At 73.4% G+C, this 12,179-nt stretch carries 9 protein-coding genes; 2 read left to right on the top strand and 7 right to left on the bottom strand.

Annotated elements, in window-relative coordinates; translation table 11 throughout:
• The gene (gene csrA, locus QUG92_RS10665) at nucleotides 1–276 is read left to right on the top strand and encodes a carbon storage regulator CsrA (protein ID WP_069710943.1); all 276 of its coding nucleotides are present in this window, start codon (nucleotides 1–3) and stop codon (nucleotides 274–276) included.
• A gap of 6 nt (nucleotides 277–282) precedes the next feature.
• Here the strand turns inward: csrA and QUG92_RS10660 are convergent, their stop codons facing one another.
• From QUG92_RS10660 to QUG92_RS10650, 3 genes are all read right to left on the bottom strand, one after another.
• Nucleotides 283–843: a hypothetical protein gene (locus QUG92_RS10660; RefSeq protein WP_289459007.1), complete on the bottom strand. Its 561-nt coding sequence runs from the start codon at nucleotides 841–843 to the stop codon at nucleotides 283–285.
• The gene (locus QUG92_RS10655; protein WP_289459006.1) at nucleotides 840–1,418 is read right to left on the bottom strand and encodes a DNA-binding protein; all 579 of its coding nucleotides are present in this window, start codon (nucleotides 1,416–1,418) and stop codon (nucleotides 840–842) included. The genes QUG92_RS10660 and QUG92_RS10655 overlap by 4 nt, the downstream gene beginning before the upstream one ends.
• 84 nt (nucleotides 1,419–1,502) lie before the next feature.
• Nucleotides 1,503–3,608, bottom strand: coding sequence for an acyl-CoA dehydrogenase family protein (locus tag QUG92_RS10650; protein WP_289459003.1), 2,106 nt, complete (start codon nucleotides 3,606–3,608; stop codon nucleotides 1,503–1,505).
• A 209-nt stretch (nucleotides 3,609–3,817) separates the two neighbouring features.
• On the opposite strand from QUG92_RS10650, the gene QUG92_RS10645 reads away from it, so the two are divergent.
• The gene (locus QUG92_RS10645) at nucleotides 3,818–5,281 is read left to right on the top strand and encodes a peptide MFS transporter (protein ID WP_289459001.1); all 1,464 of its coding nucleotides are present in this window, start codon (nucleotides 3,818–3,820) and stop codon (nucleotides 5,279–5,281) included.
• A 202-nt stretch (nucleotides 5,282–5,483) separates the two neighbouring features.
• On the opposite strand, the gene QUG92_RS10640 is transcribed toward QUG92_RS10645, so the two are convergent.
• The 4 genes from QUG92_RS10640 to QUG92_RS10625 form a co-directional block, all read right to left on the bottom strand.
• On the bottom strand, nucleotides 5,484–5,774 hold the full coding sequence (locus QUG92_RS10640) for a hypothetical protein (protein ID WP_289458999.1): 291 nt from the start codon (nucleotides 5,772–5,774) through the stop codon (nucleotides 5,484–5,486).
• A 668-nt stretch (nucleotides 5,775–6,442) separates the two neighbouring features.
• Nucleotides 6,443–9,808 carry an ATP-binding protein gene (locus QUG92_RS10635; RefSeq protein ID WP_289458997.1) on the bottom strand — a complete coding sequence of 1,122 codons (3,366 nt, stop codon included), beginning with the start codon at nucleotides 9,806–9,808 and terminating at the stop codon, nucleotides 6,443–6,445.
• Nucleotides 9,805–10,593 carry a DUF4194 domain-containing protein gene (locus QUG92_RS10630; protein WP_289458996.1) on the bottom strand — a complete coding sequence of 263 codons (789 nt, stop codon included), beginning with the start codon at nucleotides 10,591–10,593 and terminating at the stop codon, nucleotides 9,805–9,807. Before QUG92_RS10630 ends, QUG92_RS10635 begins: the two co-directional genes overlap by 4 nt.
• Nucleotides 10,590–12,107, bottom strand: a complete 1,518-nt coding sequence (locus QUG92_RS10625) for a DUF3375 domain-containing protein (protein WP_182047478.1) — start codon at nucleotides 12,105–12,107, stop codon at nucleotides 10,590–10,592. Before QUG92_RS10625 ends, QUG92_RS10630 begins: the two co-directional genes overlap by 4 nt.
• Between the last annotated feature and the right edge of the window lie 72 nt (nucleotides 12,108–12,179).

Here is a 12,179-nt window from a genome sequence, read left to right as displayed (position 1 = left end):
GTGCTGGTACTCACGCGGAAGGTCGGCGAGCGGATCCTCGTCGGTGACGACATCGTCATCACGGTGCTCGACAGCCGCGGCGACGGCGTCCGGATCGGCATCGACGCACCGCGCGGGGTGAAGATCCAGCGCGAGGAGGTCGTCCGCGCCGTGATCGAGGCGAACGCCGAGGCCGCTGCGGCCGCCGCGAGCGGTACCGGGTCGGTCGGGGCGGACGACGCCGAGGCGCGCCTGCGTGCCGCGCTCGGCGAGCGTCGGCGCCGCGACGACGCCTGATCCGGGCTACCGCAGACCGATCGCCGCCCAGGCGGCGAGGCCCGCCCAGCAGATGCTCGTGAGCGTGCCGACGATGAACCGTTCCCGCGCCTCCGCCGAGTCGAGTTCGCTGAAGCGCCCGAGGCCCTTGACCGCGATCACCGCGGCGACGATCTCGAGTCGACCGACGAGCACGGCACCGACGACCGCGAAGCGTTCGAGGAAGCCGATCGCGGCACCGCCGCGGAGCACCTCGGGGCGGCGGCGCGCGACGGCCGGCTCGTCGGCACGCGAGACGAGGATGCCGCCGTGCGGACCGCGTTCGACCCCGTCGCGGACCGCCAGGGTCAGGACGGCCCCGGTGACGGCACTGCCCGCGAGCACCCCGACGGCCGCGACGGAGGTGACGGCGAGCACGCGGACGGCCGTCGTGGGGGCGGCGGGGACGAGCTCGAGCAGGTGCCCGCCGAGCACGACGACGACGGCGACGAGCGCCGGGACGGCCCGGACGAGCGGGGGCACGCGGTGCACGACGCTGAAGACGGCGACGACGAACAGGACGACCGACCCGACGATCCAGGGCGTCATGCCGGCAGGTCCGCTTCGGCGAGCAGGCGCACGAGGGCCGCGTGGACGGCGTCGTCCGAGCGGAGGTCCGCGGCGGTCCACCGCTTCGCGACCGCCTGCGGAGTGATCCCGAGCAGTCGCGCGGCCTCGGTCCGCGAGTGGCCGTCGCGCACGAGGTCGGCCAGCTCCCAGCCCTCGGGGGACCGGCGCTCGCGCGCCCGGACGGTCTGGGCGACGAGCGGCTCGACGTCGGCCGTGCGGAGGCGCCGGTCACCGGCCACCTCGAGCGCCACGTGCTCGGGGACCTCCTTCGCGCGCTCGACCGCGTCGCGCGCCCGGACGAAGGCCTCGCCCCGGGCCGCCCGCGTCGACTCCGGGAGCGGTTCCTCGACGTCGCCGATGCCGACGCCGACGCTCCAGCCGCCCGCACGCGACAGGGCGAGGACGACGTCGAGCGCGGCGGCAGCGTCGTCGAGCAGGAACTGGAACTCGTCGCCCGCCGTGCGTTCGGGTGCGAGGACGAACCGGTCGCCGACGGCGTCGCGGACCGACCGCATCGCCGTCTCGACGCGGTCGTCGTCCGAGCGACTCCCCACCTGGTCCACCGTCACCGCGTACACATCGCCTCCGCCGTCAACCCTACAAGGTTGATTCCGCGGGTATCAACCCTCCGGGGTTGATCACGGCCGCGGCTTCTTCTCCTGCTCGGGCAGCCGTCCCGCTGCTGCCTCGGCCGCGAACCAGGCGGCGGCCTCCTCCTGTCGCGCACGCTCCTCGCCGAGGGCGATCGGCGCGCGGACGTGCTCCGGGGCGTAGCCGAACGACTCGACGAGCTGCGGCACGACCGGACGGATCCGGGCGACGAGGCGGTCGACGTAGGCCGAGACCGCACGGGCTCGCTGCGCCGTGAGCCGACCGTGCAGGAGGTGCCAGTCGAGGTGCTGCTCGAGCAGCCCGAGGGCGAACAGGTCACGGAGCCAGACCAGGACACGGCGGGTGTCCCCGGGGGCGACCGACTCGATGGCCTCGGTGAAGGCGTCCCACTGCATGAGCTCGGCGTGCGCCTTCGCGGCCTCGATGAGCTCGTGCTGGGAGCGGTTCAGCAGCTTCGCGGCACGGGCGCGGTCCTTGCCCGCCGAGGCCAGGCGGATGCCGATCTCGGCGACCATCGTGTCGACGCGGCCGGCGAGCAGGGCGCGCTGCGTGCGCGGGTCCTGCAGGTCGGTGACGCTCGCCGCGAGGGACCCGCGGTCGGCGACGGTCTGCCCGAGTCGTCGAAGGCCGGACGCGTCCGCGAGCTTCGACGCGGCCTGGGCGGCCACGAACCGCGCGGTGGACGCGGCGTCGCGCGGAGCCCGGGCGCGGAAGTCGGTGAGCAGTCGCTTCCCGACCAGCTGCAGCAGGATCGTGTTGTCGCCCTCGAAGGTCACGTAGACGTCGAGGTCCGCGCGCAGCCCGGTCAGGCGGTTCTCGGCGAGGAAGCCGGCCCCGCCGCAGGCCTCGCGGCACTCCTGCAGGGTGTCGAGCGCCGACCAGGTCGACATCGACTTGAACGCCGCCGCCTGGGTCTCGAGGTCCTCGCGGCGCTCCGGCGTGTCCTTCCGTCCGCTGAAGACGTCGTCGAAGGTCTGCAGGAGCTGCTCGTGCGCGAACGACTGCGCGAACACCGTGGCCAGGCGCGGGATCAGGCGACGCTGGTGGCGACCGTAGTCGAGCAGGACGCCCTCGTCACCGCCACCGGTCGGGAACTGCCGACGCTCCGCGGCGTACGTCAGCGCGATCTGCAGCGCGAGCTTCTGCGCCACGACCGCGGCACCGTCGAGCGACACCCGCCCCTGCACGAGCGTGCCGAGCATGGTGAAGAACCGACGACCGGGCGAGGCGATCGGCGAGCTGTACGTGCCGTCCTCGGCGACGTCGCCGTAGCGGTTCAGCAGGTTCGTCCGGGGGACCCGCACGTGGTCGAACCACAGGCGGCCGTTGTCGATGCCGTTCAGGCCGCCCTTGACGCCGTCGTCCTCACCGCCGACGCCGGGCAGGAACGCACCCTCGGCGTCGCGCAGGGGGACGTAGAACGCGTGCACGCCGTGGTCGACGCCCTGCGTGACGAGCTTCGCGAACACGACGGCCGCCCGGCCGTGCAGTGCGGCGTTGCCGATGTAGTCCTTCCACGCGCCGCGGAACGGCGTGTGGACCACGAACTCCTGCGTCGCCGCGTCGTAGGTGGCGGTCGTGGCGATGCTCTGGACGTCCGAGCCGTGCCCGGTCTCGGTCATCGCGAAGCAGCCGGGCACGTCGAACCGGATGATGCCGGGCAGGAACTCCCGGTGGTTGCGCTCGGTGCCGAGGTGGTGGACGGCGGAGCCGAACAGGCCCCACTGCACGCCCGCCTTGATCTGCAGCGAGGGGTCCGCCGTCGTCAGCTCCTCGAACGCCGCGAGGTTGCCGCCGTGGTTCTCCTGCCCGCCGAACTCGGTCGGGTACGGTCGCTGGATCGCCCCCGCGTCGACGAGCACGCGGAGCTGCTCGAGCGTACGGGCGCGGTGCTCGGGGACCGGCTGGCCCTCGATCTTGTGCAGGCCCGGGTCGAGGGTGAGCCGACGGGAGATCCGGCGGTCCTCCGCCCAGCGTCCGAGCAGGAGCTCGCCGAGCAGCGTCGTGTCGATGCGGACGTCGGTGTCCGTCGCGCCGACCGGGGTACCCGCCGCCGGGTCGCCGGTGGCGTCGGCGTCGGGGGCCTCGGCCGCGGGCGTCGAGGTGAGGTGTGCGGGAGCGGTGTCGACCATGGGGGAGCCTTCCTGGACTGCGCTGACCGTGTTGCACTCCACACGCTAGGCACTGCGACCGTGTGTTCGTCGAACGCCGTGCGGGTGCACAAGCGGGACCGGCGGACCCCGACCACGGTCGTGGGAACCCTCCAAGACCCGCCGGAGCCGGGTTGTGCGGACCCCGACCCGATTGGCCCGTCGGCGGTGGGGCGGGGCACGATGGAGGGATGTCCCGCACCACCCCGGCGAGCGCTCCGGCGCAGCCACGCACCTTCTTCGGGCAGCCCTTCGAGCTGTCGACGCCCTTCGCGGTGGAGCTCTGGGAGCGGTTCTCGTTCTACGGGATGCAGGGCATCGTCCTCATCTACATGTACTACACCGTCACGCGCGGCGGGCTCGGCATCGACGAGGGCATCGCGAACGGCATCATGGGCGCGTACGGCGGGGCCGTCTACCTCTTCACGATCATCGGGGCCTGGGTCGCCGACCGGTTGATCGGTGCCGACCGGACCCTGTTCGGCAGCGCCGTCGTGGTCATGGCCGGGCACATCGCGCTCGCGCTCATCCCGGGCGTGACCGGGGTCGGGGTCGGGCTCGTGCTCATCGCCCTCGGGTCCGGCGGGCTCAAGGCCACCGCGACGACGATCGTCGGCGGCCTCTACAGCCGGGACGACCCCCGACGCGATGCCGGCTTCTCGCTCTACTACCTCGGCGTCAACCTCGGCGCGTTCGCCGGCCCCCTCCTCACCGGCCTGCTGCAGTCGACGCTCGGGTTCCACTACGGCTTCGGCCTCGCCGCGGTCGGCATGGCCGCCGGCCTCGTGCAGTACGGCATCCGCCGCCGGAAGCTGCCCGAGTCGGTGCGGCACGTCACGAACCCGGTCGACCGTCGTCGCCTGCCGCTCGTCGGCGGACTCGTCGTCGTCGCCCTCGCGGTGGTCGTCGCAGCCGTGCTGACCGGTCTGCTGAACGTCGGCAACCTGCCGACCGTGGTGGTCGCCGTCGTCGTGGTCGCGACCATCGCCTACTTCGTCGTGATCCTCACCAGCGGCATCACCGCCGACGAGCGCTCCCGCGTGCTCGCGTTCATCCCCCTGTTCATCGCGAGCGCGGTCTTCTGGTCGCTCTACCAGCAGCAGTTCACCGTCGTGACGCAGTATTCCGACCAGCGCCTGGACCGGTCGCTCGGCGGGTGGGAGATGCCCGTGTCCTGGGTGCAGTCGATCAACCCGGTGTTCATCATCGTGCTCTCCGGAGTGGCCGCGGCGATCTGGACGAAGCTCGGCGACCGCCAGCCGTCGACCCCGACGAAGTTCGCGCTCGGCACCGGCATCATGGGCATCGCGTTCCTGCTGTTCCTGCCCTTCACCGGCACCGGCGAGAACGGCACGCCGCTGCTCGCCCTCGTCGCGATCCTGCTCGTCTTCACGCTCGCCGAGCTCCTGCTGTCCCCGGTCGGGCAGTCCGTGGCGACGAAGCTCGCGCCGCCGCGCTTCCAGACGCAGATGGTGGCGCTGTTCTTCCTCTCGGTCTCGCTCGGCACGGCGGCGACCGGGGTGCTCTCGCAGTACTACTCGCCCACGAACGAGGCGCCCTACTTCACGGTGCTCGGCCTCGTCGCGGTCGCGGTCGGCGTCGTCCTGCTGCTCTGCGCGAAGCCCGTGCTGCGGCTCATGCGCGGCATCCGCTGACGGCTCGTCGTGTCCAGGTGCCGGAGGCGTGATCCGGTAGCCTGGACACCGGCCAGGACGGCCACCGCCACACCGGCCCCGGAACGCAAGGAGTCACAATGCTCGAACTCATCGCAGGCATCATCATCGGCGTCGGCGTGCTCGGCGGCGTGGGCCTCTGCATGGCGGTCGCTGCCATGCTCAAGAGCGGCAACGAGGAGTACTAGGCCTCGTCCACCGCTGCCGGTTCGACCGGCACCAACTGACGACCCAGGACGGTCGCGCGCTCGAAGGGGCCGCGGCCGTCCTGCGTGTACGCGGGCTCGTCGAAGGCGACGGTCCACGTGCGCTGCAGGCCACCGAGCTGCACGCCGCCGGGTGCGACGATCACCCCGATCGGTTCGTCCGCCCACTGCTCGCCGCCGTGGTCGAGGGTGACGACCTGCACGAGGGCACCGATGCCGAGCCCGCCGGAGTCGTCGGGGCGGGGGCCGGGGGAGCGTCGTCCGAACACGCGCCCACCGTACCGTGCCTCGCCGCCGATGCGCCCCGCGTCGGCGCCGTCGTGCCGTCGACCGCGCGACCGACCGCGCGAGCGGGCAGGACATGCCGCGCACGTCCCGCCGAGCGGGCGTTCCCTGTCGCCAGGCGGCGCCGAGCCTGACGGATCCTGCCCGCTCGCCGGGACTCGCCGTGGCACCGGCGACGCGACGGACGGGAGGCGCGGGGCGGACTGGCACCGTGCCTCCCGTCCGGCGAGTGGGCGGGACACGCCGCGGCCGGTCCGGCGGGTGGGCGGGACACGCCGCGGCCGGTCCGCCGAGTGGGCGTTCCCTGTCGCCAGGGTGCGCCGAGCGTGACGGATGCTGCCCGCTGGCCGCCGCGGTTCGTCGACTCGCCGCGTGCGTGGCGCGGGGGTCTCAGGAACGGGACGGTCCGGCGCCGACATGCCGGAATCGTGGAACCTCGGCGCTGGCATGTGGACGCGGCGGACGGGAGGCTCGTGGCGGGAGCGCGCCGCGCCTCCCGTCCCGCCGACGGTCGCGCTCACCGCCGCGCGACTCCTCGGGGTTCCAGGACTCGCCGCGTGCAGGACGCCGGGGTCGCAGGACTGCGTCCGGCGCGCCTCGAGATGCCGCAATTGCGGAACCTCGGACTCGCCGCCGGCCGCGCCGCGCCGCCCTACGCCCGGGCGATCTCCGTGATCGACGAGTGGCCCGTCTCGGGGTGCTTCCGCATCGACAGCAGGCGCTCCATCGACGGCTCGAGCGCGGTGACCTTGTCGAGCGGGGCACTCACCACGAGCTGGAACCCGAGCCGGAGCCACGCCGTCACGGCACGCCCCGCGAACTCCGAGTCCGCCTTGATGAACGCCTCGTCGAGGAACACCGGCGCGAAGCGGGGCCGCGGCCGGGTCTCGTCGCCGAGCTGGTAGCGGAGCGCCGCACCGACGATGAACGCCACGAGCTCCTGCGTCTCCCCGCCGGACTTGTCGCCGAGCGACGAGTACACGCCGAGGTCGTTGCCCTCGGTGTCGTAGCGGACCGCGGTGATCTCCATGTGCCGCCGGACGTCGAGCACGGCGTCGCGCTGGGTGGTGCGTCCGCGGGCGGCACCGGGCTCGGGCCGGATGACGGCCATGAAGCGCCGGAGCCGGCGGAACCGGGTCTCGAGCACGTCGTCGGTGAGCTCGGTGTCGACCGAGGCCGAGAGCGCCCGGAGCTCCCGGCGGAAGGCGGTGACGTCCTCGCGGGTGACCCGGCGGATCTGGATCTTCAGGCGGTCCCGGTTCGCCCCGAAGGGCAGCTCGCGGAGGATCTCGTTGACCGGTTCGAGCCGCTCCTCGATCTCGACGACCGCCCGGTCGAAGGCACCGGCGAGCGGCACGAGGTCCTCGCCGCTCCACTGCGACAGCCGACGACGCCACTCGCTGCGGCGTGCGTGGAGGCCCGTCGCGACGATCTGGTCGAGGATGGCGGCGTAGTCCGGGTACGAGGCGACCCCGGTGCCGAGGTTCGGGTCGGGCCACGCGTCCTGGTAGCGCTGGAACGTCAGCGTGAGCGCGGTGGACGCCGCCGCGGCGCCGTCGAGTGCCTGCGCGAGCCGTTCCTCGAGCCGTCGGCGCAGCCGGCGGGTGGCGTCGTCGAAGCCGTCGATGCCGTCGGGCGCGCCGACCTCCGCGAACGTCTCGGTGAGCAGCCGCGACTGCTCGGCGTCCGGCAGCGACTCCGGGGTGTCCTCGAAGCGCGCCAGGATCTCGGCCGCGGCGTCCTGCCCGTCGACGAGCACGGCGTGGCGCTCCTCGAGCCGGGTGACGCTGAGCCGTGCGGCCGCGCGGCGGTCGGCCGCCTCGTCGAGGGAGCGACGGAGCCGGGCGACGGACTCGCGCAGGGTGCGGAGGCCGTCGTCGGCGGCGAGCAGCGCCTGGCGCTCGGCGTCGAGCCGGGCGAGGGACTCCTCGATGCCGACGACGTCGATGCCGTCCCACGTCGTGTCGACCACGTGCTGGTGTGCGGCGCGCAGGGCGTCGAGCGCGGCGATGTCCTGGGCGACGTCGGTGCGGCGGGCCTCGAGCGTCGTCAGGTCCTGTGCGATCGCGGCGAGCTCCTGCTCGACGGACGCGACCCGGGCCTCGTTGGTGAAGCCGATGACGTTCGACTGCCGCCGGTCACCGTGCGCTCCGCGACGCCCGTCGCGGAGCTGGCCCGACAGCGTCACCCGACGACCCTCGCCGCCGAGCTCGGCGGCCGATGCGACGCACCGGGCGTCGATCCGGTCGGACTCGATGCGTTCGCGCACCCAGGTGCTGAACGGCGAGTCCTTGACCGCGAGCTTGCCGGACACCATCGCGGGGTCGCCGTCGAGGTCGAGGTGCGGCCCCGTCGGCACGCCCTCGAACTGCACCCGCACGGGCAGCTGGAGCGAGTCGATCGCGGCGCTGAAGGCCGAGAGCTGGTCGGCGTCGACGAGCAGCGTGCGGGCCACCGGGGCCAGGACGGACTCGATCGCGGTGCGCCACTGCTCCTCGGCGGGCAGCACGTCGAGGAGCTCGGCGACGAAGGGCAGTGACTCCGGGGCGATCCCGGCGGCCCGGGCCATCGCGAGCCGGGCCTCGTGCATCGGAAGCGGCATGGCGCCCTGCCGGTGCTCGAGCGACCGGCGCTCCTGCCGGAGGGTCCGCTCGCGGTCGAGGAGGGGGTACTCCTCGCGGGTCAGGGCGTCGCGCCGGTCGTCCAGCTCGGAACGGGCCGCGGCGTACGCCCCGAGGAACCCGTGCGACGCGCCCTGCGCGCGCGTGAAGTCGGCCTCGGTGGCGAGCGACAGGTCGAGGGTCGCCGTGCGCTCGTCGAAGGTCCGCCGTGCCCGGGCCACGACGTCCCGCTCGCGCGTGCGGCGGTCGATCCGGTCCTCGAGCTGGGCGAGGGCGTTGCCGCCCTGGTCGCGGAGCCGTCCCTCGGCCTCCCGGAGCTCGACCTCCAGTGCGCCGTGGCGTGCCTCGGTCGCGGCGACGTCGGCGCGTGCCGCCGTCCGCTCCCGGCCGTTCCGCTCGACCTCGGCGTCGAGCAGCGCGCGCTTCCGCGAGGCGGTCCAGTGCGCGAACGGCGACACCTCGGCACCCGTGGCGATGCCGTCGAGGGCGTCGGCGGCCGCCTTCGCGCGGGCGATCTCGTCGTGCAGTCCGACGATGGGCGAGAGGATGCGCACCTTGCGCTCCTCGGTGTCCATCGCCTCGTACGCCTCGTCGAGCGCGGAGAAGTGCGCGAGTGCCCGGTCGGCGGCCTCGTACGTACCGGGGGTCTCGAGCACGAGCGACTTGTACAGCGCGTCGACGGTGGGCAGGTGCTGCCCCGCCTGGATGCGGGCGAGCAGCCGCATCGCCCGGTTGCCGCCACCCGAGTCACCGATGCCGAGCCGCGTCTGCAGCGTGTACGCGAGCTCCTGGTAGGTGTCGCGCACGACGAGCCCCGGCACCCGGCCGGTCAGGTCGAGGTGGTGGAACCGCGACGGCACGAACTCCTCGAGCCGGCGCAGGTCGAAGGTGTCGTCGACGGTCGCCATCGTCATCTGGATGTCGCCGACGCCGCGCGCCCGCTTCGGGACGAGGTAGGCGCGGAGCACGGTGAAGCGCCGCTCGTCGTCGTTGCGGAAGGTCACCGCGACCGCGCCCCACGTGGTCTGGTCGTCGCCGCGGAGGTTCACGTCGCGCAGTGCACCGGTCTCGGGGTCGCGGCGGGTGTCGACCTTGCCGCGCAGGTACGTCAGCAGGTTGCGCTGGTCGGCACTCCGGGCGCGGCCGGTCGTCGCGTCGTTCGAGGCGCCGTTGAAGGGCACGTCCGACGGCATCATGACGGCGAGGTAGGCGTCCATGAGCGTCGACTTGCCCGTGCCCGAGGCGCCCGAGATGAGCGTCGCGGTGCCGGACAGCTCGACGTGCCGGTGGCCGTGGAAGCCGCCCCAGTTGACGACCTGCATCGACTCCGCGCGCCACTGCGCGACGGTGTCGAAGAGCGCGGGGATGACGGAGCCGTCGATCGCGGTGTCGGTCATGCGTCCGTCTCGCCTTCGTCGTCGGTGTCGGTCGGGTCGGCCGGGAGGCCCGGGTCGCCGCCGTCGGTCGGCTCGCCGCGGTCGGTGGTCGCGCTGGTCAGCCAGCGGTCGAGTTCGCGGAGCTGCTCGAGGGGGAGCAGCACCTCGACGACGCTCGCGACGCGGAAGCGGTCGGGGTCGGTGGTGCGGATGAGGATCCGGGCCGTGACGAGGCGCTCGACGGCCTTCGCGACCCGGGCCTCGTCACGGGTGCGGTCGGTGGTCGCGGGCAGGAAGCCGGACACGTGCCCGAGGATCTCCGACCGGTCGACGACGACCTGGTCGAGGCCGGGACGGGTGTCGGCCCGCAACCTCATGCGCAGCCAGACGAGGACGATCGTCTCCTCGCGGGTGTACGGCACGTCGCGCAGCAGGGTCGGGAACGCGCGGCGCTGGCTCTCCGAGCGGGCCTGGCGCTTCCACGCGACCTCGCGGTCGCGGTCGACGTGCAGCTCGAGGAACAGGTCGTTGAGCCGCGACCGGAGCTGGTGCTCGCCGTCGGTGATCGCGCGCCACTCGTCGGCGTGCGTCCGCGTACTGACGTAGGTGTGACGCAGGAGCGCGACCAGGGCACGCCGCTGCGGTTCGTCGAGCCGGCCCTCGTCGCCCTCGAAGAGGGCGAAGCTGGTCTCGTCGCGCTCCTCGCGCTCGTCGTCCACGTCGTCCGTCCGGAACCCGTCCGCGGGGGCCGCGTCGATCGTGTCGGGGTCCGTCTCGTCGACGGGAGCCGGCGTCGTGTCGCTCACCGTGCCTCCAGGCCGTTGTCGTCGTCGTGCTGGTCGTCCGGCCGCGCGGGGGTCAGTGCGGCGACCGGCATGTGGAAGGTGACCGTCTCGCCGTCGGGACGCACCGTGTGGTGCGGCACGACGTGCGCGGCCGTCTCGAAGTCGTCGTTGCCGGTGAGCAGGTGCGCGAGGCCGAAGAGCTCGACGGGCCGGCGCTGCTCCGGTGGGAGGGCGTGGAACGCCGCCGCGCTGTCCGGGGCGCTGCCGAGGGCCGCTCGGAGCTCGGCGAGCAGCGGGCCGCCGTGCCGACGGAGCGACTCGACGTCGAGCTCCTCGAAGACGTCGTCGTCGGGCTCCTCGATCGGCGGCGGCACCGCGTCGTTGTCGGGGTCGTGGAGCCGCTCGCGGAGCGTGCCGACCTCGGCGGTGGCGGGCAGCAGGCCGAGCGGCACGCGGTCGCGGGCGGTCCCGGAGTCGATCCACGCCGCCAACCCGCGGTTCACGGACCGGAGGACGGCCTCGAGCTCGCGGTCGCGGACGACGTCGTGCGCGACGATCTGGTCGCGGAGGGTCGCGGTGAGCTGACGGCGCTGGGCCAGGACGTCCTCGATGCCCTGGCGGAGGATGCTCACCGTGTTCCGGAACGCCCGCCGCTCGCCCGCGGCGAGGGACTCGGCGAACGGGTGCGCGAGGATCACGGCGATGTCGTCGCGGAGTCGCACGAGCAGGGCGTCGTCGCGCAGCAGCTCGAAGGCCCCCTCGAAGGCGCGGCCCTCGGGCGTGGCCTGCATGAGGTCGTCGGTGCGGGCGAGGTAGTCGTCGAGGATCTCGCCGATCGGCCGGACCTCCTGCCGGAAGTCCTCGACGATGGAGCGGTGCATGGTCGCGACCGCCTCCTCGACGCGCTTGAAGTCGCTCGGGAGCTGGCGGATGAGGTCCGAGATGTTCGTGTAGCCGTCCCGCATCCGGGCGTCGTCGACGGCCTCGACGACCTCGCCGCGCACCAGTCGGTCACGCTCGGCCTGCAGCTCGGCGATCTGCGCGTCGAGCCGCCGCACCTGGACCTCGGGGTCGGGTTCGGCGCGGGCGGCCCACCGGTGCACCGCGTCGACGATCATCGCCAGGCGGCTCTCGCTGATCAGGGCACGGTCGGCGCTCAGGGCGTCGACGAGGCTCAGGGCTTCGAGGGCGTGGCTCGTCAGCGAGTACTGCTCGTCGCCGTCGGGGGAGTTCGAGCGGACGAGCCACTGCGCCGCGACCCAGTCCCGGCAGAGGGCACGGCCGTTCGGACGCGCGTCGACGTCCCCCTCGGCCTGGTCGCTCGCCGGGACCCGGGCACCGGTGGCCTGCAGCCGGGCGACGTGCTCCTCGACCTGCAGGTGCATCCGGTCCGCGGGGACGTACTGCACGTCGCGGTCGAACACCGTCCGGAACACGGCGATGACCGCGGCGCTCGTGGGACGGGACATGAGCCGGAGGGTCGGGCGGTCGAGCACCGCGCGCACGCGGGAGAACTCGAGGTCGACGTCGGTCATGGGTCCTTGGGTGGTGCGTTCGATCGGAGAAACAACAGGAGCCCGACGCGTGGGCGCCGGGCTCCTGTTGGG

Source organism: Curtobacterium citri (assembly GCF_030362955.1).
GTDB classification, from domain to species: domain Bacteria; phylum Actinomycetota; class Actinomycetes; order Actinomycetales; family Microbacteriaceae; genus Curtobacterium; species Curtobacterium citri.
This window is presented reverse-complemented; position numbering and strand designations above follow the sequence as displayed.

Excerpts from the sequence above, each read along its gene's own strand:
- QUG92_RS10660 (WP_289459007.1), bottom strand. The coding sequence starts at position 843 with ATGACGCCCTGGATCGTCGGGTCGGTCGTCCTGTTCGTCGTCGCCGTC.
- QUG92_RS10650 (WP_289459003.1), bottom strand. The coding sequence starts at position 3,608 with ATGGTCGACACCGCTCCCGCACACCTCACCTCGACGCCCGCGGCCGAG.
- QUG92_RS10645 (WP_289459001.1), top strand. The coding sequence starts at position 3,818 with ATGTCCCGCACCACCCCGGCGAGCGCTCCGGCGCAGCCACGCACCTTC.
- QUG92_RS10635 (WP_289458997.1), bottom strand. The coding sequence starts at position 9,808 with ATGACCGACACCGCGATCGACGGCTCCGTCATCCCCGCGCTCTTCGAC.
- QUG92_RS10625 (WP_182047478.1), bottom strand. The coding sequence starts at position 12,107 with ATGACCGACGTCGACCTCGAGTTCTCCCGCGTGCGCGCGGTGCTCGAC.